At 74.6% G+C, this 24,402-nt stretch carries 24 protein-coding genes; 11 read left to right on the forward strand and 13 right to left on the reverse strand.

Features of this window, described 5'->3' with window-relative positions; all coding sequences use genetic code 11:
- Positions 1-146 precede the first annotated feature (146 nt).
- Positions 147-614, forward strand: coding sequence for a MarR family winged helix-turn-helix transcriptional regulator (locus tag OG823_RS27135; protein WP_371482593.1), 468 nt, complete (start codon positions 147-149; stop codon positions 612-614).
- 155 nt (positions 615-769) lie between these two features.
- Positions 770-1,411, forward strand: a complete 642-nt coding sequence (locus OG823_RS27140) for a lysophospholipid acyltransferase family protein (protein WP_371482594.1) — start codon at positions 770-772, stop codon at positions 1,409-1,411.
- Positions 1,412-1,543: 132 nt separating this feature from the next.
- Here OG823_RS27140 and OG823_RS27145 read toward each other — a convergent pair whose 3' ends face one another.
- Together OG823_RS27145 and OG823_RS27150 are read right to left on the reverse strand one after the other, a co-directional pair.
- On the reverse strand, positions 1,544-2,719 hold the full coding sequence (locus OG823_RS27145; protein ID WP_371482596.1) for a trans-acting enoyl reductase family protein: 1,176 nt from the start codon (positions 2,717-2,719) through the stop codon (positions 1,544-1,546).
- A gap of 225 nt (positions 2,720-2,944) precedes the next feature.
- Positions 2,945-4,438, reverse strand: coding sequence for a PucR family transcriptional regulator (locus tag OG823_RS27150; RefSeq protein ID WP_371482598.1), 1,494 nt, complete (start codon positions 4,436-4,438; stop codon positions 2,945-2,947).
- A 489-nt stretch (positions 4,439-4,927) separates the two neighbouring features.
- Here OG823_RS27150 and OG823_RS27155 point away from each other — a divergent pair, with 489 nt between their 5' ends.
- The 3 genes from OG823_RS27155 (at position 4,928) to OG823_RS27165 (ending at position 9,129) form a co-directional block, all read left to right on the forward strand.
- Complete coding sequence (locus OG823_RS27155) at positions 4,928-5,782, forward strand: xanthine dehydrogenase family protein subunit M (protein ID WP_371482600.1); 855 nt, start codon at positions 4,928-4,930, stop codon at positions 5,780-5,782.
- Positions 5,779-8,535 carry a molybdopterin-dependent oxidoreductase gene (locus OG823_RS27160; RefSeq protein ID WP_371482602.1) on the forward strand — a complete coding sequence of 919 codons (2,757 nt, stop codon included), beginning with the start codon at positions 5,779-5,781 and terminating at the stop codon, positions 8,533-8,535. Before OG823_RS27155 ends, OG823_RS27160 begins: the two co-directional genes overlap by 4 nt.
- Before the next feature lie 153 nt (positions 8,536-8,688).
- Positions 8,689-9,129, forward strand: coding sequence for a molybdopterin-dependent oxidoreductase (locus OG823_RS27165; protein WP_371482603.1), 441 nt, complete (start codon positions 8,689-8,691; stop codon positions 9,127-9,129).
- Here the strand turns inward: OG823_RS27165 and OG823_RS27170 are convergent.
- From OG823_RS27170 to OG823_RS27200, 7 genes are all read right to left on the reverse strand, one after another.
- The gene (locus OG823_RS27170; protein ID WP_371482604.1) at positions 9,078-9,572 is read right to left on the reverse strand and encodes an SSI family serine proteinase inhibitor; all 495 of its coding nucleotides are present in this window, start codon (positions 9,570-9,572) and stop codon (positions 9,078-9,080) included. The genes OG823_RS27165 and OG823_RS27170 overlap by 52 nt on opposite strands.
- 114 nt (positions 9,573-9,686) lie before the next feature.
- Complete coding sequence (locus OG823_RS27175) at positions 9,687-10,106, reverse strand: molybdopterin-binding protein (protein ID WP_371482606.1); 420 nt, start codon at positions 10,104-10,106, stop codon at positions 9,687-9,689.
- A gap of 183 nt (positions 10,107-10,289) precedes the next feature.
- Positions 10,290-11,384, reverse strand: coding sequence for a WD40/YVTN/BNR-like repeat-containing protein (locus OG823_RS27180; protein ID WP_371482608.1), 1,095 nt, complete (start codon positions 11,382-11,384; stop codon positions 10,290-10,292).
- 111 nt (positions 11,385-11,495) lie between these two features.
- Complete coding sequence (locus OG823_RS27185; protein ID WP_371482610.1) at positions 11,496-12,938, reverse strand: NAD(P)/FAD-dependent oxidoreductase; 1,443 nt, start codon at positions 12,936-12,938, stop codon at positions 11,496-11,498.
- Positions 12,935-13,132 carry a hypothetical protein gene (locus tag OG823_RS27190; protein WP_371482611.1) on the reverse strand — a complete coding sequence of 66 codons (198 nt, stop codon included), beginning with the start codon at positions 13,130-13,132 and terminating at the stop codon, positions 12,935-12,937. The genes OG823_RS27185 and OG823_RS27190 overlap by 4 nt, the downstream gene beginning before the upstream one ends.
- Before the next feature lie 172 nt (positions 13,133-13,304).
- Positions 13,305-13,820: a pyridoxamine 5'-phosphate oxidase family protein gene (locus OG823_RS27195; RefSeq protein WP_371482613.1), complete on the reverse strand. Its 516-nt coding sequence runs from the start codon at positions 13,818-13,820 to the stop codon at positions 13,305-13,307.
- Between the two features lie 186 nt (positions 13,821-14,006).
- A complete protein-coding gene (locus OG823_RS27200) occupies positions 14,007-15,629 on the reverse strand; it encodes an APC family permease (RefSeq protein ID WP_371482615.1) in 1,623 nt (540 codons plus the stop codon).
- Between the two features lie 139 nt (positions 15,630-15,768).
- Between OG823_RS27200 and OG823_RS27205 the strand changes: the two genes are divergently transcribed.
- Both OG823_RS27205 and OG823_RS27210 read left to right on the forward strand, forming a co-directional pair.
- Complete coding sequence (locus tag OG823_RS27205) at positions 15,769-16,425, forward strand: TetR/AcrR family transcriptional regulator (RefSeq protein WP_371482616.1); 657 nt, start codon at positions 15,769-15,771, stop codon at positions 16,423-16,425.
- A 156-nt stretch (positions 16,426-16,581) separates the two neighbouring features.
- Positions 16,582-17,178 (forward strand): GNAT family N-acetyltransferase, encoded by a 597-nt coding sequence (locus tag OG823_RS27210; RefSeq protein WP_371482618.1) that lies wholly within the window; start codon positions 16,582-16,584, stop codon positions 17,176-17,178.
- A gap of 84 nt (positions 17,179-17,262) precedes the next feature.
- Here the strand turns inward: OG823_RS27210 and OG823_RS27215 are convergent, their stop codons facing one another.
- On the reverse strand, positions 17,263-17,658 hold the full coding sequence (locus OG823_RS27215) for a thioredoxin family protein (protein WP_371482619.1): 396 nt from the start codon (positions 17,656-17,658) through the stop codon (positions 17,263-17,265).
- Positions 17,659-17,934: 276 nt separating this feature from the next.
- Between OG823_RS27215 and OG823_RS27220 the strand changes: the two genes are divergently transcribed.
- The 4 genes from OG823_RS27220 (at position 17,935) to OG823_RS27235 (ending at position 20,320) form a co-directional block, all read left to right on the forward strand.
- Complete coding sequence (locus OG823_RS27220) at positions 17,935-18,546, forward strand: hypothetical protein (protein WP_371482621.1); 612 nt, start codon at positions 17,935-17,937, stop codon at positions 18,544-18,546.
- 93 nt (positions 18,547-18,639) lie between these two features.
- The gene (locus OG823_RS27225) at positions 18,640-19,227 is read left to right on the forward strand and encodes a sigma-70 family RNA polymerase sigma factor (protein ID WP_371482622.1); all 588 of its coding nucleotides are present in this window, start codon (positions 18,640-18,642) and stop codon (positions 19,225-19,227) included.
- Entirely contained in the window at positions 19,224-19,931 is a 708-nt protein-coding gene (locus tag OG823_RS27230; RefSeq protein ID WP_371482623.1) for a zf-HC2 domain-containing protein, read from the forward strand. Before OG823_RS27225 ends, OG823_RS27230 begins: the two co-directional genes overlap by 4 nt.
- Positions 19,932-20,050: 119 nt before the next feature.
- Complete coding sequence (locus OG823_RS27235; protein WP_371482624.1) at positions 20,051-20,320, forward strand: DUF1876 domain-containing protein; 270 nt, start codon at positions 20,051-20,053, stop codon at positions 20,318-20,320.
- A 713-nt stretch (positions 20,321-21,033) separates the two neighbouring features.
- On the opposite strand, the gene OG823_RS27240 is transcribed toward OG823_RS27235, so the two are convergent.
- The 3 genes from OG823_RS27240 to OG823_RS27250 form a co-directional block, all read right to left on the reverse strand.
- Positions 21,034-21,801, reverse strand: a complete 768-nt coding sequence (locus tag OG823_RS27240) for a hypothetical protein (RefSeq protein WP_371482626.1) — start codon at positions 21,799-21,801, stop codon at positions 21,034-21,036.
- A gap of 130 nt (positions 21,802-21,931) precedes the next feature.
- The gene (locus tag OG823_RS27245) at positions 21,932-22,843 is read right to left on the reverse strand and encodes a glutaminase (protein ID WP_371482628.1); all 912 of its coding nucleotides are present in this window, start codon (positions 22,841-22,843) and stop codon (positions 21,932-21,934) included.
- Between the two features lie 44 nt (positions 22,844-22,887).
- Positions 22,888-24,393, reverse strand: a complete 1,506-nt coding sequence (locus OG823_RS27250; protein ID WP_371482630.1) for an MFS transporter — start codon at positions 24,391-24,393, stop codon at positions 22,888-22,890.
- Between the last annotated feature and the right edge of the window lie 9 nt (positions 24,394-24,402).

Genomic DNA, 24,402 nt, shown 5'->3' on the forward strand with positions numbered 1-24,402 from the left:
CGGGGCCTTCCTCGGTTCGATCCCGCTCGTCCACGTCGGGACTGTCCGCCGGGCGGTTTCCCACGGCGGTTAGTTCAAATTTGAACCTCGATACTCGAAACGGTACACCTTGGTTCGAATTTGAACAACAGGAGTAGCATGCACTCATGGAAGAACCCCGCTGGCTGGACCAGGACGAGATGGCCGCATGGCGGGGCTTCGTCGCCGCCAGCAACCTGCTGGGCCGGCGCCTGGAGCGCCAGCTCAAGGAGGACTCCGGCCTCTCGCACACCCAGTACGAGGTTCTCGTCCACCTCTCCGGCGCCCCGGGCGGCTCGCTGCGGATGACCGAGCTCGCGGAGAAGCTGATCACCTCCAAGAGCGGCCTCACCTACCAGGTCACCCAGCTGGAGAAGGCCGGACTGGTCAGCCGCCGTTCCTGTCCGAGCGACGTGCGCGGGGTCTTCGCCGACCTGACGGAGGCCGGCCGGGAGGCGCTACGGCAGGCGGCCCCGGGGCATGTCGCCCTGGTCCGCGAGCTGCTCGTCGACGTCCTCACCCGCGAACAGCTCACCGCCCTGGCCGAGGGCCTCGGCGAGGTCAGCGCCCGGCTGCGGGCGGACGAACGGTCCTGACCGGCCCCCGGGAAATCCGGGTCCGTGGCCACCCGGCCGGCCCGAGCAGCCGATCTGAGTATCCGGACTCAGGCGCAGCGCCGCACCGGGCACCGAGAATGGGCGCACGCGCCGGTCGTCGGCGACGCACCGCAGCCGATCCCGAGGACCGCATCATGCTCAGCGCCGTGGCCCGTACCGTCGTTCCCGTGCTCGGCCGTCTGACGATGTCCATGGACGAGGGCGCCGTCCTGGCTCCCGGAAGCATCGTCGCTCCCAACCACTCCTCGCTGGTCGACCCCGGGGTGGTGCTGGCCGCCGTCCGCCGCCTCGGCGTCGAGCCGGTGATCCTCGCGACGTCGGGGCTGTGGCGGATACCCGTGCTGGGCCGGGTGCTCGTCCGCGAGGGCCATGTGCCCGTGCGGCGCGGGACCGAGCGGGCCGCCGAGGCACTGGAGGCCGCCGCGGCCGCGCTCGCCGCCGGCCGCGTGGTGGTGATCTACGCCGAGGGGCGGCTGCCCCGGCACGTGGAAGCGGCCGACACCGCCCCCGGGCCGTTCCGCACCGGCCTGGCCCGGCTCGCCGCCGAGGGCGCGCCGGTCGTCCCGCTCGGACAGGCGGGCGCCCGCCGCATCAGTTCGGGTTCCACCGCCAAGCAGCTCAGCGGGCTGCTCACCGCGCCGCTGCGCCGTCCCGCCCTGCACGTGCACCTGGGCGCGCCACTGCGGCTGACGGGGGACGTGGAGGCCGCGACCGCCCAGGCCAGGGAGGCCGTCACCCGGGCCTGGCGGACGGCGGCGGACCGGCTGGCCCGCTGACGGCGTCCGCCTACCGGGCGCTGTCCCACCGGATCTGTCCCACCGGATCTGTCCCGACCGGGCGCCGCCCCGAACGCGCCCCGGTCCGGTCTGTCCCGAACGCGTCCCGGTCCGTCCCGGTCCGGCCCGGGATCAGTCCTTCAGGACGCGGAAGCCGATGCCCGCCGCCACCAGCCGGGCCGTCAGCGCGTCGCCCATGGCCACCGCCGTGGTGACCTGGCCCGAGCAGGCTGGCAGGTCGTCGAAGGCCAGGCAGAGCGCCGACTCCGCGAGCATCTTGGACGTCTCCCCGTACCCGGGGTCGCCACCGGACACCTCGGTCACCACCCGCTTGCCGCCGCCCTCGCCCAGGAAGACCACCCGGAACCAGGACCGCGCCCGCCGTTCGGCCGAAGGTCCCTCGCCCGGCCGCCGGCGCCCCAGCAGCCAGCCCCGGGCCACCGGCAGCTGGGCGAGCGCCACCAGCGCGCCCACGCCGCCCGCGAGGCCGATCGCGACCGGCAGCCGTCGGACCGCCAGGTGGTGCCCGTAGTCGAACGCGGGGCCGTAGCGCTCCAAGGTGCGGGCGGACCGCAGCACGATCTGCGGGTCGATGGTCGGGGCCGGCAGCGCCCAGGCGCCGATCCGCCGCTCGTAGCGCGGGCGCGGGGGCAGGCCGCGCACCCGGCGGCCCGCGGGCCGCTCCTCGGCCCGCCCGCGCTCCTTCGCGACCCGGGCGCTCGCGCGCAGCCGGGCGAACGCGGTGAGCGCCGAGTGGAAGGTGCCACCGGAGAAGGTGGCCGACGCGCTGACGAACCCCTCCACCCGCAGCGGCACGCCCTCGGGCAGCCGGCCCACGGTGAAGTGCACGCCGAGGTCGTAGGGGATCGAGTCGAAGCCGCAGCAGTGCACCAGTCGGGCGCCGTTGGCCACTGCCGTGGCGTGGTGGCGCAGGTAGGTGCGGTCGACGAACTCGGGTTCACCGCTGAGGTCGACGTAGTCGGTGCCGGCCGCCGCGCAGGCGCCGACCAGGGCGTCGCCGAAGTGGACGTAGGGCCCGACCGTCGTGATCACCACCCGGGCGGCCTCGGCGACCGCCCGCAGGGAGCCGGGGTCGCCCGCGTCCGCCGTGAGCAGATCCAGCCCGGCCAGCGCCGGATCGATCGCGGTCAGGCGGTCCCGGACGGCGGCGAGCCGGTCGGGGCTGCGCCCGGCCAGTGCCCAGCGGGTGCCGGCCGGCGCGTGCCGGGCGAGGTACTCGGCGGTCAGCTCGCCGGTGAATCCGGTGGCGCCGAACAGGACGATGTCGTAGCTGCGGCCGGTAGGCATGGTCGGACCTTACTCATCGGTAATCGGGCGCGTCCAGAGCCGCGCCGTCGCTCCGGCTCCCGGGCCTTCGGCTGCTCCCGCCGGTCCCGTCGCCGCCCGGCCCGTCGCTTTCCGTGCCGTCGCCGCCCGGCCCGTCCCCGCTCGGCCCGTCCCCGCTCGGCCCGTTCCCGCTCAATGCCCCGCCCGGCCCGTCCCCGCTCAGTGCCCCGCCCGGTCCGTCCCCGCTCAGTGCCCCGCCGGGGCGCAGAGCAGGGCGGCCCGCAGGTCCAGCCGGTCCTGCAGTCGGGCCAGGTTGCGTCCGGTCAGCTCCTCGATCCGCCGGATCCGGTAGTGCACCGTGTTGACGTGGACGTGCAGCGAGTCGGCCGTCCGGGCCCAGGAGCCGTCGTGGTCCAGGAAGGTCGTCAGGGTGCCCAGCAGGGAGACGGCGTTGTCGCGGTCGTGCGCGGCCAGCGGGGCCAGCAGCCGGGCGTGGAACGCGGCGGTGACCTCGGGCGGGATGCCCCGGAGCAGCTCGGCGAGGGAGTCCAGGGCGGTCGCGCTGCCGACCGGGCCGGCGCTGCCGGCCAGCACGTAGCGAGCCTGGACGAGCGCGCCGCGCAGCCCCGCCGCGGTCGCGGGCGCGGCCGGGCCGACCCCGGCGCGCAGCGACTGCCGCCCGGTCAGCCCGGCCTCCAGGCCGGGCCACGCCCCGCGCAGTGCGGCCGCCGCCTGCTCGGGAGGTGCGGCGACGAGGGCGGCGGTCCGCCCGGCGTGGTCCGTCCCCACGGCGAACGGGACGGCGAGCGGCTCCAGCGCCTCGTCGAGGGCGTACGCGGCCCAGCCGGCGGGGGCGGCGTCGGCCCGCGCCGCGATCGCGACCAGCGGGCCGTGGCCGGGCAGGCCGCAGGCGGCGAGCGGATCGGAGAGGTCGACCGGCCCGTCGGCCGCGAGCAGGTCGAGCAGGTGCCCGGCCGCCCGGCCGCGGGCGGCGGTCCCGGCGTGTGCGCGGACCGCCAGCGGGGCGAGCAGTCCGGCCAGGGCGTCCAGTATCGGGGTCCGGTCGGGCCCCGCGTGGTCCGGCCGGCCGGCGGGGCCCGGGTGGAGTCGCCAGCCGTCGAAGGGGGAGTCCTCCTGCGGGCCGACGGGCAGGCCGCCGCGGGCGGCGGCGCCGCGGGGGAGGGCGGGGCCGGCGACCGGCCGCCCGGCGGCGGTGGTGATCGAGCAGTCGGGCAGGCCGAGCCGGTTCACCGCGTGCGCGAGCACCACCGCCGGGCCGGCGCCCGCCTCGACCAGGGCGGCGAGTTCTCGTCCGACCGTGCGCGGGATCACCGCGGTGTCCCCTTCGCCGGCCCGCAGGCCGCCCCACAGGCGAAGGTAGACCCGGTCGGTGACGGCACGGAAACTGGTGCCGGCCGGCACCGCGAGCAGCGGGATCCCGTGGGTGCGGCAGGCGTCGGCGAGGCTGGTCGGCACCGTGCCGTGGGTGCCCTCGCCCGCCATCAGCGCGGCCACCCCGGCACTGCGCAGGGCGGTCGCGAAGCGCAGCGCCCCCGAGGCGTCCTCGGGCTGCCACCAGACCAGTCCGGTCAGCACCAGCTCGCCCGCCTGAAGGTAGCGTGCCGGGTCCTGGAGGTCGGTGGAGGTCACGCCGGTGACCGGGCGGTCCAGAAGTTCGGGCGTGCCCCAGGCCAGGTGGATGTCCAGGTCGTCCAGGTCCAGCAGGTCTCCGACGATCATGCTTCACTCCTTGTGCTTGCGCCGGACTTGAGCTTGCAGATGCAAGCTTAAAGTGCGCACAGGCATCGTAAATGCAGGTCAAGCCGAGAGAATTCTTCTTGGCCGATCGTCCAGTGCGACCACCCCGGGGCGGCGCCGCGAGGTGGTCGTCCGTCGTATTGCGCGACCGGTCCGATCGGTGCCCGGCCCCCGTCCGGCCGCGGCGGCGGCCCGCGTCGCACCGGGTTCGCCCCTGCGTCGGACCGCCACCCGGCCCCGTTCCGGCCGGCCGCCGCTTTCCGGACACCCGGCGCGCGCGGGAGGGGGCACCGCCGTCGACCGCCGGCCCTCGCAGCACGGCCGGCGCCCGCGAAAGCACCTGTTCACAGGGCCGGCCGGCTGGTCGATCGTCCAGCCCGGGCGTGGCTCGCTGGTGCGCGAGACCACTCGTCCGCGCCACCGGCGGTTGCTTCAATCGCACTGTCGAACTGCTGAGGACGGTGGGAGAACGTGGATCTGAACACGGTGCTGGAGGTGCGCGACGCCCGCCGTCGCGGCGGGTGGCAGCAGGGGGACGCCTGGCTCGCCGGGGGCACCTATCTGTTCTCCGAGCCGCAGGTGCACCTCCGCCGGCTGATCGACCTCGGCGGGACCGGCTGGGAGCCACTGCGCGTCACCGCCGACGACTCCCTGGAGATCGCCGCGACCTGCACGATCGCCCGGCTGTTCCGGTTCCCCGACCACGAGCGCCGGGCGGCCGGGCCGCTGTTCCAGCAGTGCTGCCACGCCTTCCTGGCGTCCTGGAAGATCTGGAACATGGCCACCGTCGGCGGCAACCTCTGCAACTCGCTGCCGGCCGGACCGATGATCTCGCTGACCGCGGCCCTGGACGGCGTCTGCCTGCTGCGCGGCCAGAGCGGGGCGCTCCGGGAGGTCCCGGTCGCGGACTTCGTCACCGGGGCGGGCCGCAACCTGCTGGAGCGCGGCGAGCTGCTGCGCTCGGTGACCCTGCCCGCCCGGGCACTGGCCGGCCGGACCGCCTTCCGGCAGGCCTCGCTGTACGGGCTCGGCCGGTCGGGCGTGCTGGTGATCGGGGTGCTCGACCCGGTGGACGGCGCGCTGACCGTGACGGTGACCGCGTCCACGGTACGACCGGTACGCCTGCGCTTCCCCCTGCCGCCGAACGCCCGCGCCCTGCACGAGGCCGTCGAGCACGCGATCGCGCCGGGCGAGTACTTCGACGACATCCACGGCACTCCCGCCTGGCGCCGGCACATGACCTTCCGTCTGGCCGAGGAGATCCGCCGCGAACTGACCGAAGGCGGGCCGGGCGCGGCCGGCCGTACCGAGGAGGCCGGACGATGAGTTTCGAGATCCGCGTCAACGACCGGCGTTTCGACGCCGAGCCCCGGCCGGGGCAGTGCCTGCGGACGTACCTGCGGGACCGCGGCTGGTTCGGGGTGAAGAAGGGCTGCGACGCCGGGGACTGCGGCGCCTGCACCGTCCAGGTCGACGGTGCGCCCGTGCACAGCTGCCTCTACCCGGCGGTGCGGGCCGAGGGCCGCTCGGTGACCACCGTCGAGGGGCTGGCCAGGGACGGCGAGCTGCACCCCGTCCAGCAGCGGTTCCTCGACGCGCAGGGTTTCCAGTGCGGCTTCTGTACGGCCGGCTTCCTGATGACCGCCTCCGCCCTCGACGAGCAGCAGCTCACCGATCTGCCGAGGGCGCTGAAGGGAAACCTGTGCCGCTGCACCGGCTACCGGGCGATCGAGGACGCAGTGCGCGGGGTCAGGAACGCCGAGCTGCCCTGCGCAGGGCAGGCGGTCGGCCGCAGCCCCGGCGCGCCGGCCGGACCGCAGGTGGTGACCGGAACCGCCCGCTACACCTTCGACCTGGAGGTGGACGGGCTGCTGCACATGAAGCTGCTGCGCTCGCCGCACCCGCACGCCCGGATCCTCGCCGTCGACACCTCGGCCGCGTTGCGGGTGCCCGGCGTGCACCTCGTCCTGACCCACCACGACGCCCCCGACCGGTTGTACTCCTCGGCCCGGCACGAGCACCCCACCGAGGACCCGGACGACACCCGGGTGCTGGACGACGTGGTCCGCTTCGTCGGCCAGCGGGTGGCGGCCGTCGTGGCCGACACCGAGGGCGCGGCCGAGGAGGGCTGCCGCCGGATCGTGGTCGAGTACGAGGAACTGCCCTACGTCCTCGACCCGGAGGAGGCCATGGCCCCCGGCGCCCCGGTGATCCACCCCAAGGGCCCCGAGTCGCGGATCGCCCGCCCGGAGAACAACGTCTGCGGGGAGGTGCACGGCGAGAGGGGCGACGTCGAGCAGGGCTTCGCCGAGGCGGACGTCGTCTACGAGGAGACCTTCCGCACCCAGCGGGTGCAGCACGCGAGTCTGGAGACGCACGGCTGCGTCGCCTACTTCGAGGAGAACGCGGAGAGCGGCGAGGAGCGGATCGTGGTCCGCTCCAGCACCCAGGTGCCCTTCCTGACCCGGCGCGCGCTGTGCGCGCTGTACGACCTGCCGATGGAGAAGGTCAGGGTGGTCGCCGGCCGGGTCGGCGGCGGGTTCGGCGGCAAGCAGGAGATGCTCACGGAGGACATCACCGTGCTCGCCGCGATGAGGCTGCACCGGCCGGTCAAGCTGGAGTTCACCCGCCCCGAGCAGTTCTACGGGGCCACCACCCGGCACCCGTTCACGGTGACCGTGAAGGTCGGGGCCCGGAGTGACGGCACCCTGACGGCCCTGCGGTTCCGGGTGGTCTCCAACACCGGCGCGTACGGCAACCACGGCCCCGCGGTGATGTTCCACAGCGTCGGCGAGTCGATGGGCGTGTACCGGGCACCGAACAAGAAGGTGGAGGCGTACTCCGTCTACACCAACTGCGTTCCGGCCGGGGCGTTCCGCGGCTACGGACTCGGCCAGGTCACCTTCGCCCTGGAGTCGGCGATGGACGAGCTGGCGCGCCGGCTGGGCCTCGACCCGCTGATCCTGCGCGAGCGGAACGTCATCGGGCCCGGCGAGCACATGGAGGGCCCCTGCGGTGAGGAGGAGGACCTGCACATCGCCAGCTACGGCCTGGACCAGTGCCTCCAGGTGGTGCGGAACGCGCTCGACGACGACCGCAGCGCCGAACTCGCCCCCGAGGGCTGGCTGGTCGGTCAGGGGTTCGCGATGGCGGCCATCGCCACCGGGCCGCCCGGCGGCCACTTCGCCGACGCCACGGTGAAGCTGCTGGAGGACGGCACGTACGACATCGCCGTCGGCACCGCCGAGTTCGGCAACGGCACCACCACCGTCCACCAGCAGATCACCGCGGGCGCGCTCGGCACCACGGTGGACCGCATCGCCGTCCGGCAGTCCGACACCGACGTGGTCCGGCACGACACCGGGGCCTTCGGCTCCGCGGGCACGGTGGTGGCGGGCAAGGCGGTGATGAAGGCGGCCAACGCGCTCGCCGAGCAGCTGCTCTCCTTCACCGCCGAGTACGCCCGCACATCGCGCGGCCTGGTGCGCCTCACCGCCGACGCGGTCGACTGCGACGGGCGGACGGTCTCCCTCAAGGAGGTCTTCGAGGCCGCGCGGGCCCGGGGTGTCGACCTCGCGGCCGACGGGCACTGGGGCGGCTCCCCGCGCTCGGTGGCCTTCAACTCGCAGTGGTTCCGGCTGGCGGTCGACCCGGGCACCGGCGAGATCAGGATCCTGCGCAGCGTCCACGGGGCCGACGCCGGAAAGGTCATGAACCCCATGCAGTGCCGCGGCCAGGTCGAGGGGGGTGTGGCCCAGGCCCTCGGTGCCACCCTCTTCGAACAGGTCCTGGTGGACGGACGCGGTGAGGTCACCACGGCCGCGTTCCGCCGCTACCGCCTGCCGGCCTACGCCGACGTGCCGCGCACCGAGGTCCACTTCTCGGAGACCTCCGACGCCATCGGGCCGCTCGGCGCCAAGTCGATGAGCGAGAGCCCCTTCAACCCCGTCCCGCCCGCCTTCGCCAACGCCCTGCGCGACGCCACCGGCATCCGATTCACGCAGGCGCCCTTCCTGCGCGACAAGGTCTGGCAGGCCATCGAGGAGCACCGCACCGGCCGCCCGGTGGCAGGGGCCTGACGAACCGTCCGCACCTGCGAGGAAGAACGCCGCATGTTCCTCGCAGCTGCGGCCGATGGAATCATTCCACGGTCGCAGCTGCGAATGGCCGGCGATCCCACGGGGTACCACCCTCCCGGGCCGCACCCGGCGGACCGGGAGGGAGCACGCCGTATGAGACGTCCCGCCGTCCGGCTGCACGGCCATCTGGACCGGCCCGCAGAGCTGACCGTCGGCCAGCTGCGCGACCTGCCCGCGCAGCACGTCGAGGTGACCTTCGACTGCCGAACCGAGGGCGCGCAGCACCACGGCTACGACGGCCCCCGGCTCTGGGACGTGCTGCGCGCCGCCGGTCCGATGGTCGACCTCACCGCGCGCAAGCCGCGCCTGGGCTTCCTGCTCGCGGTCACCGGCGCCGACGGCCACCGCGCCGTGGTCTCCTGGGCCGAGATCGACCCGGACTTCGGCGGCCAGCAGATCCTGCTCGCGACCAGCATGGACGGCGCCCCGCTGGACGAGGCCGGGCCGCAGCTCGTCGTCCCCGCCGACCACTGCGGTGCCCGCTACGTCAGCGGCGTGACCGCGGTCTGGCTCGGGCCCGCACTCGGGGCCTGAGCGGCGGCGACCGGGGGCAGCAGCGGTACGAAGGAGTCCCAGCGCGCGATCTCGCAGCCGTCGCGCCGGGAGAACCGGGCGTCGACCGGCCGCCCGGCCCAGTGGCCGGTGACCCGGGCGGTGGCCGGTCCGCCGTAGCGCTGCGCGCACACGGCGTCGGGCGGTACCGGGGCGAAGAGGTCCCGGCCCCAGGAGGTCAGCGAGTCGAGCCGGTCGCAGGCCGCCCGGGGCTCCGGGTGGTCGCCGCCCGTCGGGTGGCACCGCAGCTCGTGCCGCCCGTCGACGGCCGGGCCGGCGCCGGACGAGAGCGTCACCGTCAGGCGGTCCCCGGAGTCGTCCCGGGCCGGCGGTGGCTGGGCCGCCACGGCCTGGCCGAGTGCGATGAGCAGGGCGGCGGCCGCGGCGGTGACGGCGGCGGCCCGTCGGAGCTGGGTGCTGGACATGCGTCAACAGCTACCGCGCGCGGCGCCGCACACGCGGCCATCACCCGGACGAGGGCGTGGCGGCGCCGCGGTGGCGAGCACCTCCCGGGTGCCCGCCACCGCGGCGCCGCGGCCTCAGACGGTCGCGAGCGAGACCTCGGTCGACTTGATCAGGGCGACCACCGTGCTGCCGGTGACGAGGCCGAGATCGGCGACGGCGTCCGCCGTGATCGCGGCGGTCAGCTCGCCGCCCTCAACGGCCACCTTCACCCCGGCCATCGCGCCGCCGGTGGCGACCTCGACGACCGTGCCCGGGATCTGGTTGCGGATGCTCAGTCCGGCGACGGGCCCGGTGGCCAGGGCCACCTCGGTGGACTTCACCAGGGCGCGGACCCGGCTGCCCTCGGCGATCCCGAGGTCCTTCACCGAGTCCAGGGTGATGGCCGAGGTGATCTCCAGACCCGAGCCCAGGCGGACCTTGACGGTGGCCATCACCTCACCGGTGGCGACCGCGGTGACGGTGCCGGGAAGCTGGTTGCGGATGCTCAGGCTCATGGGTGGTGCCTCGCTCTTCGGTCGGGGGAACAGGGGTTCCGATCGCGCCGCCCTCCACCCTACTGGGAAGAAAAGAGCAGGTCAGAAGCGTTCTGACGGGGCATCGCAGATGCGGGCCGCAGTCGCCGTCCCAGGTCGCGACTGCGACCCGGCCGCCCCCGGCCGCCCCCGGCCGTCCCTCGTTCAGCCGATCACGGCGGCCCGGACGCAGAGCACGTCCGGCAGGTGGGAGACCAGCAGCCGCCAGCTGTCGCCCTCGTCCGCGCTCGCGTGCACCTCGCCGTTGCGGTTGCCGAAGTAGAGGCCGGCCGGATCCGCGTCGTCGCTGCGCAACGCGTCGCGCAGGACCACGCCGTAGTGGTCGCCGCCCGGCAGCCCCTCGGCGAGCGGCTGCCAGCTGTCGCCGGCGTCCTCGGTGCGGAACACCCGGCAGCGGCGCCCGGGCGGCATCCGGCTGGCGGCGCCGTCCAGCGGGAAGACGTACGCGGTGTCGGCGCGCCGGGGATGGGCGGCGACGGCGAAGCCGAAGTCGGCGGGCAGTCCGTCGGCGACGAACCGCCAGGTCGCGCCCGCGTCGTCACTGCGGTAGACGCCGCCGTGGTTCTGCAGGTAGAGACGGTCGGGGTCGACCGGGTCGCGGGCGATCTTGTGCACGCACTGGCCGAACTCCGGGTACTGGCTCTCCTGCGGCAGGAACTCCGCCCGCAGGCCGGTGTTGGACGGCTGCCAGCTCTGCCCGCCGTCCTTCGTCCGGTACACGCCGCCGCTGGAGACCGCCACCAGCACCGTCTGCGGGTCGCGCGGGTCGGTCAGGACGGTGTGCAGCCCCTGCCCGCCGTACCCGGCGCCCCAGTGCGCGCGCTGCGGGTGGTCCCAGAGCGACTCGACCAGGGCGAAGGACTCGCCGCCGTCCTCGGAGCGGAACAACGCGGCCGGCTCGGTGCCCGCGTAGACCACACCGGGCGCCTCGTCACCGGCGGGCTGGAGCTGCCAGACCCGGGTGAGCGAGGCGCCGGTGTGCTCGGGGAACCCGATCGCGGGCCTGGGCGGCTCGTACCAACTGCCGCCCAGGTCGTCGGAGCGCCACACCGACGGGCCCCAGTGGCTGCTGTCGGCACCCGCCAGCACCCGGACCCGGCCGCCGCGGCGGTCGATCGAGACGGAGTAGACCGCGTTCATCGGGAAATGCGGACCGCTGAACTCCCAGTCCACCCGGTCGTGGCTCCGCCCGAGGAACAAACCCTTCTGCGTCCCGACGGCCAACAGCACTTCGGTCATGACGAACACCCACCTGATCGGCGACTCGGCCCCCGCCGCCAGTGTCCCGCCGTCCGCGGGGCCGCACACCCCGGCGCGCCGGGGTGTGCGGCCCCGACGCCCCCGGAGACCTCAGCCCCGGCAGTCCTCCAGCAGCCGCAGCCACACCTCGCTGATCGTCGGATAGGCCGGCACCGCGTGCCAGAGCCGCTCGATCGGCACCTCGCCCACCACCGCCACCGTCGCCGAGTGGAGCAGCTCCGCCACCCCCGGACCGACGAAGGTCGCGCCGACCAGCAGCCGGCGGTCCAGGTCGAAGACCACCCGGGCCCGGCCCCGGTAGTGGTCGCCGTACAGCGAGGCCCCGGCGACCTGTCCGAGGTCGTGGTCGACGGCCTTCACCCGCAGGCCGGCCCGCTGCGCCTCGGCCAGGCTCAGGCCGACCGCCGCAGCCTCCGGCTCGGTGAACACCACCTGCGGCGCGCCCGCGGTGTCGGCGGAGGCCACGTGCGCGCCCCAGCGCGCGGTGTCCAGCACCTCGCCCCTGGCCAGGGCGCCGATCGCGTTGCCGGCGATCCGGGCCTGGTACTTGCCCTGGTGGGTGAGCAGCGCCCGGTGGTTGACGTCGCCCGCCGCGTACAGCCAGCCGCCGGGCACCCCGAGCACGGCGCAGCCGTCGTCCGTCACCAGCCAGGAGCCGGGCTCCAGGCCGATCCGCTCCAGGCCGAGGTCCTCGGTCCGGGGCGCCCGGCCGGTCGCGTACAGCACCTCGTCGGCGGTCAGCCGCTCGCCGCCGTCCAGGACCACGGTCACCGGCCCGTCGGCCGCCGGGCGCTCCAGCGAGGCGACGGCGGCGTGCGTGCGCACGTCCACCCCCGCCTCGCGCAGCCCGTCCGCGACCAGCTCGCCCGCGAACGGCTCCATCCGGGGCAGCAGCCGCTCGCCGCGCACCAGCAGCACCACCTCGGCGCCCAGCGCCTGCCAGGCGGTGGCCATCTCCACGCCGACCACGCCGCCGCCGACCACCACCAGCCGCCCCGGCACCTTCGCCGCCGACGTCGCCTCGCGGCTGGTCCACGGACGGGCCCCGGCGAGGCCGGGCACACCCTCGGGCAGCACCGCGCGGCTGCCGGTGCAGACCGCCACGGCATGCCGGGCGGTCAGGACGCGCTCGGCGCCGTCGGCGGTGGTCACGGTGACCGTCCGCTCGCCGGTCAGCCTGCCGTGCCCGCGCACCAGGTCGATGCCCGCGCCGTCGAGCCACTCGACCTGGCCGTCGTCCCGCCAGTGCGAGGTGAAGGAGTCGCGCCGGGCCAGCACCGCCGACACGTCCAGCCGGCCGACCACCGCCTCCCGGGAGCCGGCCACCGCCCGCGCGCCGGCCAGCGCGGCCACCGGCCGCAGCAGCGCCTTGCTGGGCATGCACGCCCAGTACGAGCACTCGCCGCCGACCAGCTCGCTCTCCACGACGACCGTGCGCAGCCCGGCGGCCGTCGTCCGGTCGGCGAGGTTCTCCCCGGTGGGGCCGGCCCCGAGGACGATCACGTCGTACCGGTCGCTCTCCCGCGCGCTCACGCCTTCTCCTCGGTGGTCTCGATCGCGACGCCCGCCCGCAGCGCCAGGTTGACGGGGGTGCGCTCGCAGATGTCCAGCAGCCGGGCGCGCTGGGCTTCCTCCAGCGCCCCGACGAGGGCCACCCGGCGGGAGGCCGGCGCGCCTTCCGCCGGGTTCTGTACCGGGCTCTCGGCGGGAGTCTGGCTCTGGGTCATGAGGCGTACGCCCTTGCTCTCGGTCGGCCGGGTGCGCCGCAGGTCCGTCGGCGCCCCGGCCCATCCTGCGCCGGGTACGGCCGTCCGCGTGACCGAACACGCTGATCGGCCGAACACGCTGATCGGCCGGCCGCGCGGAGCGGCGGGCGGCGCGGAGCGGCGGGCGGCGGGCTCAGGCCGGGCCGAACCGCCAGCGGGTCTGGCTGTACTCGCCCTTGCGGAAGCCGAACGCGGTCACCGGCTCCACCCGGAACACCGGGTCGTTGCCGCCGGAGCCGAGGAAGTAGCCGTTGCGCACCTCGAAGCGCCACTCGCTGCCGTACTTGGCCTCGTACGCGTCGGCGACCGCCCGGAGCGCGTCGTCGTCGGCCAGCCGGACGGCCTCGCCCTCGACGACCACGTCCAGACCGGAGTGCAGGGTGTTGGTCCCGGTGGTGAGCACACAGTGCGGGTTGCCCGCGAGGTTCCTGGCCTTGCGCTCGTCCCCGCCGGTGCAGAAGTGCAGGGCGCCCTCCACCCAGACCGCGATCAGGGGCGTGACGTGCGGTCGTCCGTCGGGGCGGACGGTGGAGAGCCAGTACAGCTCGGCGGCCGCCAGCCGGTCGAGGGCCTGCGGCCACTCGGTCGCCGCCGCGTCGTCGTCGCTGTACCGGGGGTCGAGTTCGGCCACCGGCCGCTGCTCCGCCATCCGTCGACCCGCCGATCGCTCGCCGGTGCGCCCGGGCGCGGTGCGCCCGGGCCTTCCGGATGCCTCCCATGCTCGCCGCCGGGCGCGGGCCGGGCCGGGAGCCGGGGCCGTGTCGGCGCAGGTTTCACCCGGCCCGCGCGCCGGGCGGCCGCGCGGGCACCGGCCGGCAGGGCTCGGCCGTCGGGGTCAGCGGGCGGCCGGTTCCGGGGCGCCGCTCGTCGGGTGGTCGGGGGCGCCGTCGTCGCGCATCAGCCGCTGCGGGCGGCGCAGCACCAGGTACCCGAGCCCGGCCAGGGTGACCAGCCCGACGCCGAGCAGGGCCGCCCAGACCTGGTACCAGGGGGCGCCGGGCGGGGCGAGGACGGTGCGAGGCCAGCAGATGTTGACCACCTCCAGGCCCGTCCACAGGACCGCGAGCGCGTTCAGGGCGGTGCCCGCGCGCCCGTAGGAGACCTGGCCGGCCGGGCGCCAGTGGCCGCGCAGACGGGCGGTCAGGGCGGCCAGGCAGAGCAGGAAGAACGGCAGGAAGGTCGCGGCGGTACCGAAGGTGATCAGACTGCCGATCGCGGTGGAGCGCAGGCCCAGCGGCAGGGCGGCGCTGCTGACCAGGGTGGCCGCGACCAGGCCGCCGATTGGTGCCCGGTGCCGGTTGACCTTGCGGACCTGGGCGGAGAAAGGGAACACGCCGTCCCGTGCCAGCGAGTAGAGACCCCGGGCGGCGCCGCCCTGTGAGGCCATCAGGCAGGCGGTGAAGGAGACCAGCACGACCACCACGAACGGCTTGGCGGCCCAGTCGCCGAAGCCGGTGGTGACGGCGGCGGTGACCGGGTCGAGGTCGGCGCCGGCGACCACCGCGGCCGGGTCGGGGTGCGCGAGGGCCACCGAGACGGCGTTCAGAATGACCACCACCCCCACGCTGAGCAGGGCGTACCACATGGCACGCGGCACCTGGCGCCCCGCGTCCCTGGTCTCCTCCGCCGTGGAGACGCAGGCGTCGAAGCCGATGAAGGCCCAGCCGCCGACGGCGATCACGGCCAGGAAGGCGGCCGGAGCGGAGAGCCCGGCGGCGGCCGGCGCGTGCAGGGTGTCGGTCAGCAGCCCGAAGCCGTGCACGCGGCAGAACAGCAGCAGCGCCAGGCCGACCAGCACCGAGGCGATCGCCTCGGCGGCGATGCCGAGCGAGACGAACCGGCGCAGCAGGTCGATGCCGTACGCGTTGACCAGCGTGCAGCAGAGCATGAACGCGGCGGACACCAGGACGAGCCGCGCGGGCGTGGGGGTGAGCCCGAAGAGGGCGAAGAACCAGGGGGAGGCCAGGTAGGCGACGGTGGTGTTGGCGAACATCACCGCGAACTGCCAGAGCCAGCCGCTCATCCAGGCGAAGGACGGCCCGGCGAGGCGGCGGGTCCACTGGTAGGCGCCACCGGCCAGCGGCCACTGGGAGGCCAGCTCGGAGTAGACGCAGACCACCAGGATCTGGCCGAGCAGGCAGACCGGCAGGGCCCAGACCCAGGCGCCGCCGGCCACGCTCATGCCGACCTGGCTCACGGCGTAGAGGCCGACCACGGGGGAGACGACGGCGAAGCCCATGGAGATGTTGCCGAGGACGCCGAGACTGCGGCGCAGCTCCTGCCGGTAGCCGAGGGCGGCGAGGCGTTCGGCGTCGGTGCCGGCACCCGGGTCGGTGCCGGTCCCGGTGCCGGTGCCCGTGGCGGGTGCGGTGGAGCCGGGAGCGGCGGGGGAGGTGGTGGCGGCCGGTGCCGCGGTCGTGCCGGGGGCCGCCGAGGGGCCTGGAGGGTGGTCGTTCATGGCCGGTCCGCCTTGCCGTCGTCGAAAACTAACTTTGTTAGTTCGGGACGGTAGCCCCTCGCCCGGACCGAGCGGAAGGGGTCGACACCAGGCTGTAATACGGTGGGCCCGGTTCGGACACAGACGTGAGGGGCGGGTCATGGGGCGACCGAGCAGAGCGCTGCTGAGCAGGGAGATCATTGCCGAAGCGGCGCTCCAGGTGGTCGACGACCTCGGCTCCGAGGGCCTCACTATGCGCGTCCTGGCCGACCGCCTGGGGGTACGGGCCGCCTCGCTCTACAACCACATGTCCGGCAAGGACGAGCTGCTCGACGCGCTCGCCGACCTCGTCAACGCCGAGATCGACCTCACGCCGCTGACCGCCCTGGCCACCGGCCCCGACCTGCGGACCGGCCTGGCGGCCTACGCCCGCGGCTACCGCGCGGTCTTCCTGCGCCACCCCAACACCATCGCGCTGCTCGCCCGGCGCCGCGTCGAGGCGGAGCGCCAGTTGCTCGGCTACGAGACGCTGTTCGCCGCCCTGGAGCGGGCCGGTCTCCCGCCCGCCGACGCCGCCGAGGCCGCCGCGGCCCTGGACTACCTCGTGCTCGGCTCCGCCCTGGAGACCTTCACGGCCGGCTTCACCCGTGACAGCGCCGACTACCGCCCCCGCTACCCGGCCCTGGCCGGCGCGCTGGAGGCCTCCGCCGCGCGCGGGGGCGGGCCCGGCGGGCTCGACGAGCGGGGCTTCGAACTGGCGCTGCGCCTGCTGCTGGACGGGCTCGCCGCCCGCGTCCGGCCCGCCGGCGCCGCCTGAGCCCGCGTGGTGCGGGTGCGGGTCTGCTGGGCCACGGTGCCCCGGCAGGTGGTGCACCGGTCCGAGTGCCGTCGTTCTCCGCCGTCGGCCGGTGGGATCGACCTCGCCCCGAAAATCCGTTGCGGGCCCCCTCGGGGTGGGTGCGAGGATCGGCCGATGAGCCACATCATCAGGGCAGTGCGGTCGGAGGACTGGCCGAGGGTCAAGGAGCTACGCCTCACCGCCCTCCAGGATCCGGTGGCGCACCTCGCCTTCCTGGAGACCCGCGAGCAGGCCCTGGCCAGGCCCGACGACTCCTGGCGGGAGCGGACCGACCGCGCCGCCGAGGGCGAGACGCTGCTGCAGCTCGTCGCGGAGCAGCCCGACGGCCGCTGGCTCGGCACCGTCACCGTGCTGGTCGAGCCGGCCGGCGAACTCGGCCTCTTCGGGGACGTGCCCGAGCAGTCGCAGACCCACCTCGTCGGCGTCTTCGTACGCCCCGAGGCGCGTGGCACCGGCCTCGCGCACGAACTCTTCGGGGCCGCGCTGGAGTGGTCCTGGGAGCTCACCGAGCCCAGGGTGGAGCGGGTCCGGCTCTTCGTGCACGAGGACAACACCCGGGCCGAGGCGATGTACCGCAGGGCCGGGTTCGCCCGGACCGGCGAGTTCGTGCCGGCACCGGGTGACGGCTCGGCGAAGGACCTCGAACTCGCGGTGGCCAGGAGCGGGGCCCGGACGACCGACCGCGGCCGGGAGGACCGAGCGCGGCCGTAACGACCGACCGGCGGGGCGGGGCCGGCCGACGCGGGTCGACCCCGCGCCGCCGTCCGCCGCCCCGCGCCGCCGGTCGGTCGGGAATCAGACCGTCTCGGCCGGTCCCGCCGCACCGGTCGACGCCGCGGCCTTGCGCTTCACCTCGGTCATGTCCAGCTCCCGGGCCTTGCCGATCAAGTCCTCGAACACCGCCTCCGGCAGCGCACCCGGCTGCGAGAACACCAGCACGCCCTCCCTGATGATCGCCAGGGTGGGGATCGACTGGATGCCGAACGCCGCCGCGAGCTCCTGCTGCGCCTCGGTGTCGACCTTCGCGAACACCAGGTCCTGGTGCCGCTCGGCCGCCTTCTCGTACACCGGCGCGAACTGGCGGCACGGGCCGCACCAGGCCGCCCAGAAGTCGATGAAGACGAAGTCCCGGCCCTCGGGGCCGGGGACCAGCTCGTCGAAGTTCTCCTTGGTCAGTTCGACCGTGCTCATGTGCGGGTTCCTTCCCTTCGGGTGGGGGCTGCGCCGTCCGCTCGCGTCAACCCGCCCGTCGTACGAGCTATTCCGCACCCGGCGCGCGCGGCCCGGCACCCGGCGCGCGGCCCCGGCGCCTGTCGTCCGACCCGAATCGCGCGCCCCGAAAAACCCCGGCGGAAGGTGAGCGATCCGTCGCCCGCGCCCGTACTGGAGGGTGCGGGCGCGGAGACGGCGCCCCGCCGCCGGGGGATCTCCCGGCGGTCCACTCCGGCACGACCCATGGGGGAAGCCATGCGTCACCACAGCCGAGCCGCCCTGCTCGCCGCCGCCGGCATCACCTCGCTCGCCCTGGTCACGGCCTGTGGTTCGAGCGGATCCGGGTCCGGCTCCTCGGGCTCCGCGGGCACGAGCGGCGCCCCGTCACCGGCGGCCACCGCGCCGGCCGCCCCCGGCAGCGCGGGTACGCCCGCCCCGAGCGGTGCGGCCACGCTGTCGGCGGCCACCGACGCGAAACTCGGCGCCATCGTCACCGACAGTGCGGGATTCACCCTCTACCGGTTCGACAAGGACACCACCCAGCCGCCCGCCTCCCACTGCGACGGCAGCTGCGCCACCCTGTGGCCGCCGGTCGCGGCCACCGGCCAGACGTCCGTCAAGGGCATCGACGGCAAGCTGGTCGGCACCGTGACCCGTGCGGACGGCAGCAAGCAGCTCACCCTCGACGGCCGGCCGCTGTACCGCTACGCGCCGGACACCAAGCCCGGCGACACCACGGGCCAAGGCGTCGGAGGCGTCTGGTTCGCCGTCACCCCGACCGGCGCGAAGGCCGGTACGACCACCCCGGCGCAGTCGACCACCCCGACCATGCCCCCGGCCACCGGTCCCGGCGGCTACGGCTACTGACCCGCGGCGCGGCCGCCCCCGACCGCCGTGCCGGGCCGACCGCGGTCGCGGACGGACACCGCCCGCGGAGCGGGCCACTTCTCGACCCCGGAGGTGCGGGTGCGCAAGGATGGCGCTGTGACCGAGCAGCACTACGGCGACGGCGACGGCGCCGGCGGTCCCCCGTACGGCCCGGCGCCGGACGAGCAGCTGATGCGCACCCTGTACCGGGATCACGCGGGTCCGCTGTTCGGGTTCGTCCTGCGCCTGGTGGCGGGGGACCGCCAACGGGCCGAGGACGTCGTGCAGGAGACGCTGGTCCGGGCCTGGCGCAACATCGACCGGCTGGACGCCACAGCCGGGTCGCTGCGGCCCTGGCTGGTGACGGTCGCGCGGCGGATCGTCATCGACGACCACCGCAGCACGCTGGCCCGGCCGCGCGAGGTCGACCCCTCGCCGCTGGAGCTGCTGCCGGCCGAGGACGAACTCGACAGGGCGCTGAGGTTCATGACGATCTCCGACGCGCTCGACGACCTGACCGAGGCCCACCGGACGGTTGTCGTCGAGACCTATCTCAAGGGCCGCACGGTCAACGAGGCGGCCGCCGCGCTCGGTATCCCCGCGGGAACCGTGCGATCGCGGATCTTCTACGCGCTCCGCGCCCTCAAGGTCGCGCTCGAAGAACGAGGAGTGACATCGTGACGCCGCCACCGGAAGACCACGTGGACGTCGGCGCGTACGTCCTCGGCGTACTCGACCCCGCGGAGCGGGCCGCCTTCGAGGAGCACCTCGCCGGCTGCGCGCAGTGCGTCGGCGAGGTCGCCGAACTCGGCGGGCTGGAACCGATCCTGGCCGAGTACCGGGCCGCCGGCGCCCCGGGCCGGCCGGCCGCCGTACCCACCCGTCCGGACGAGGCGATGCTCGGCCGACTGGTCGGCGAGGTCACCGCCGCCCGCCGCCGGGGCCGTCGGCGCCGGCTGGTGCTTGTGGCGGCCGCCGCGGTGCTGGTGCTCGCAGGGCCGGCGGTCACCGCCGTGGTCACCGCCGACACCGGGCACCCGGTCCGGGCCGTCGCCCAGCAGTTCAGCGGCACCGACGCTGCCAGTGGCGCCACGGCCACCGTCGGGGTCGAGGGCGCGGCCTGGGGCAGCCGGATCACCCTGCGGCTCTCGCACGTCCCGGGCCCGTTGACGTGCGACCTGGTCGCGGTCTCGCGGACCGGCGAGCAGCAGACCGTCACCTCCTGGAGCGTGCCGGCCGCCGGCTACGGCGCCCCCGGCGCTCCCGCAACGCTGAACACCACCGGTGGCGCCGGTCTGAGGCCCGGGGACATCGACCACTTCGAGGTCCGCACCCTGGACGGCGCCAAGGTCCTGGTGACGGTTCCGGCCGCGCCGGCGGCCTGAGAGCCCGGCCGCCGTGGCGGACGGCCCGCGCCGGGCCGCCCCCGCCGGCGGCCGCCCCCTGGTGTTCGACGCGCACCCGGCGCACCCTGGAAAGGGGTATCCGCTGGAGGTGATCGGCCATGCAGACTCTCGTCGGTTGGCACATCGAGATGGAATTCCGCGAGGACGGCCCCAGGACGGCCGCGGCGGCGCTGCTCCGGCTCGGCGACGGGACGGAGGTCCGGGCCCACGGCTACAGCAGCCGGCACCCCTCGGACCCGGACCAGTTGCGCGTCGGCGAGGAGATCTCGGCCGCGCGGGCGCTGAACGACCTCGCCTCCCAACTGCTCACCAAGGCCCACAACGAGATCCAGGACGTCGGGCGCCTGCCCGACCACCCGTTGATGTGACCACGCGGGGGGTCGGGCGGCCGGGCCGCCCCGGAGCCGGAGCGCCGCCGCGTCCGCGCGCCGCCGCTCCGGGGCCGGGACACCGCCCGTCTCCGACCGCCTGCCGTCTCCGACCGCCTGCCGTGCCCGCCCGGCGCCCTCGCGGGGCCCGGCTCCGCCGGTGTCGCACGCGGCTCCGCCGGTGCCGGACGCGGTTCCGGGCCCCGGCACCCCGACGTCTCCAGGGAGGTTCGCCATGTCGCGCGTTCCGCTGATCTGCCCCCGGTGCGGCCACCCTCAGCGGGTGGTACCCGGTGGGCCGGAACGGCCGATCAGGGTCGTCCACGAGGCCACCGGCCGAGAGGCCTGCACGGAGTCCGAGGACGCCCCGGCCGTCGAGCGGCCCAGCGAAGCCGGCCCGGCGGGCTGACGCGGCCGGCCGACGCGTGGGAGGGCGCCGTGGGTGGCGCGGGGGCGACGCTTTCACGAAGGGTTTCGGCTGCGCCGCGGAGTCCGTGGACGCTTCCGGCCATGGACCGAACCGTCCATCGTGATCGACCGTGCGCGGTTCGGGTCGTTTGGGACGCTCGATGCATGTACCTCGTCCACGTCACGCCGCAACCGGCCGGGCCGTCCGTTCTCGCGGCCGAACTCCCCGTGAACGCAGGCGAGATGCTCTTCTCCGTCGCGCTGCCCGAGGAGCGCATCGAGCGCGTGGACGGTGGCGGGGGAGTTCAGCAGCCGGTCCTGCTGGTGGGTGAGACCAGTACGGCGCTCAACGCCCGATCCGCCTTGACGGTGACCTCGGAGGTGCCCTTGCCGTAGCCGGTCGGCGAGGACTCGAAGCTGAGCGTGGCAGGGAGTTCCGCGTCGGTGATCGCCTCGCCGAGGTGGACGACCGTGAGGGTTCCCTTGCAGGCCGCGGGCTCGGGCGGCGCAGTGCCCGGGACATTGCCGACACCCAGGGTGAGGGCGACGGCGGTGGTGCTGATCGGCGCGTACACGTACACGTAGTGGGTGTCCGTGACCCGGCCGGTGCCGGGGGTCCGGCGGGTGGTGCCCGTGGTGCCGGTGGTGTCCGAGGTGTCCGTCGTCACCAGTACCCAGTAGTGGGAGACGTTGACGTACAGCGTCCTGCAGGACCGGTGGTCGACGGCCGGATCGAAGTACACGCCGTACTCGTCGGTGCGCAGGCCCTTGAGTCCGCTGGAGGCGCCCGGCAGGGCCGTGAGGTAGTCGTGCATCTGCGTCGTGGTGAACGCCGAGGTGTCGATGCAGTCGGCGACCGGGCTCCGCGCCGTGGTGGGCGCGGGTGCTGTCGTCGCTGCCGCCGTGGGCGTGGGCGTCGGAGTGGGCGCTGAGGTGGGTGCCGTCGCGGCCGTCGTCGCCGGGCCGTCCGCCGAGGCCGGGCGGGAGCCGTCGGAGGAGCAGCCGGCGAGGGTGAGCAGGACTCCGGCCAGGGCCGGGACGGCGATCCGCCAGGACGGGGACGACCCACGCATCCTGACACCTCCGGCTACCGCCGGGCCCCCACGACACCGGCAAGCCGATGGTGGCAGATCGGCGGACCGTCGCGCAGCGCGATGGCGTGACTGCCCTGAGTTGATGTTCGGGCGGGCAGTCGATTCCAGGTCAGAAGACCGACCAGCCGGTGGCGGTGGTGAAGGCGTCCAGGGCGGCGACCGCGCCCACCGAGTTCCCGGCGGCGTCCAGGGCCGGGCTCCAGGCGCAGAGAGTGCCCCGCCCCGGGACGACGGCGAGGATGCCCCCGCCCACGCCGCTCTTGCCGGGCAGGCCGACCCGGTAGGCGAACTGGCCGGCCGCGTCGTAGGTGCCACAGGTCAGCAGGACGGCGTTGATCCGCTTGGCCTCGCTGCGGCTCAGCAGGCGGCTGCCGTCGGCGCGCAGGCCGTGGCGGGCGAGGAAGAGACCGGCCAGCGCGAGGTCGCGGCAGCTGGCGGTGAGGGCGCAGTGGTCGTAGTAGTGCTGGAGCACGGTCTCGACCGGGTTGTCGAGGTTGCCGTAGCTGGCGATGAAATGGGCCAGGGCGGCGTTGCGGTGGCCGTGCGCGGCCTCGGAGGCGGCGACCACCGAGTCGCTGTCCAGCCGCGGGTTGCCGGATTCGGTCCGCAGGAAGTCCCGGACGGCCGCACGGGCGTCGCCGGTCAGGCTCTGCAGGCGGTCGGTGACGACGACCGCGCCCGCGTTGATGAACGGGTTGCGCGGGATGCCGTGCTCGCTCTCCAGCTGGACCAGCGAATTGAACGGGCTGCCGGAGGGTTCGCGCCCGACCCGGTGCCACAGGTCGTCGCCGCCGACCGCGAGGGCGAGCGCGAGGGTGAAGAGCTTGGAGATGCTCTGGACCGAGAAGGGGTGCTGCCAGTCGCCGACGCCGTGCACCTCGCCGTCCACCGTGGCGAGCGCCAGGCCGAACGCGCCGGGATCGGCGGCGGCGAGGGCCGGAATGTAGTCGGCGACCCGCCCGGTGCCGAGCACCGGACGGGCCGCTTCCATGGCCTGGTTCAACTGGTCCTGAAGATCCACCAGGTCATTGTGCACGGAGCGGCGCGGCCGCCCCTTGCACGGGGTCAGTGCGCGAGCACCGGGATCTGGTTGGCGTCCTCGTCCTTCGAACCGGCGGTGGCGGCGGGGCCGCCCTGGTGGCCGGTGTTGATGAAGGTGAAGGCGATGCCGGCGGCCAGCACCAGGATGCCGAACGACCACCAGATGGCGGTGGAGAAGCCGTGCACCATCGACTGCATCACCAGCGCCTGCTTGGAGGTGGCGCCCGCCGTGTGCGCGGTCAGGTAGGCCGTGGTGGCGCTGGCCGCGATGGTGTTGAGCAGAGCGGTACCGATGGCGCCGCCGACCTGCTGGGAGGTGTTGACCATGGCGGAGGCGACACCGGCGTCGCGCGGCTGGACGCCGTGCGTGGCCAGGCTCATGGCCGGCATGAAGGCGGTACCCATGCCGAGGCCCATCAGGACCAGACCCGGCAGGATCAGCACCGGGTAGGAGCTGTCCGTCTTGATCTGGGTCAGGATCAGCATGCCGATCGAGGCGACCAGGAAGCCGGGCGCCATCAGGTAGCGCGGCGCGACCCGGGTCATCAGGCGGGCACCGATCTGGGTGGAGCCGGTGATCATGCCCACCACCATCGGGAGGAAGGCGACACCGGTGAGCACCGGGCTGTAGCCGAGCACGACCTGCAGGTAGTACGTCAGGAAGAGGAACAGGCCGAACATGCCGATCACGGCCAGGCCCAGCGACATGTAGACGCCACCGCGGTTGCGGTCCAGGATGACGCGCAGGGGCAGCAGCGGGGCCTTGACCACGCGCTCGACCACGACGAACGCGGCCAGCAGGACGGCGGCGGCGACGAACAGGCCGATGGTGATCGGAGCGGACCAGCCGTCCGTCTCGGCGCGGGTGAAGGCGTAGACCAGCGAGACCAGGCCGGTGGTCACGAGCAGCACGCCGGGGATGTCCAGCCGGTTGCGGTTGCGGCCCTGGGCGGGCTCGCGGATCACCATGACGGCGCCGAAGGCGGCGACGATGGCGAACGGGATGTTGACGAAGAAGGTCCAGCGCCAGTTGAGGTACTCGGTGAGCAGACCGCCGAGGATCAGGCCGATGGCACCGCCACCGCCGGCGATGGCGCCGTAGATGCCGAACGCCTTGGCGCGCTCCTTGGCCTCGGTGAACATGACCGCGAGCAGCGAGAGCGCGGCCGGGGCCAGCAGTGCGCCGAACACGCCCTGCAGGGCACGGGCGCCGAGCAGCATGGCCGTGTTGGCGGCCGCGCCGCCGAGCGCGGAGGCGAGGGCGAAGCCGGTCAGGCCGACCACGAAGGTCCGCTTGCGGCCCCAGAGGTCGGCGATCCGGCCACCGAACAGCAGCAGGCCGCCGAAGGCGAGCGCGTAGGCCGTGATGACCCACTGGCGGTTGCCGTCGGTGATGCCGAGGTCGCGCTGGGCGGAGGGCAGGGCGATGTTCACGATCGTGGCGTCGAGCACGACCATCAGCTGGGCGAGACCGATGAAGATCAGCGCCTTCCAGCGCCGGGGATCGGGCTGCAGTGCTGTTTCGGGCATGGGGGTACT

The organism is Kitasatospora sp. NBC_00315 (genome assembly GCF_041435095.1).
GTDB lineage: Bacteria > Actinomycetota > Actinomycetes > Streptomycetales > Streptomycetaceae > Kitasatospora.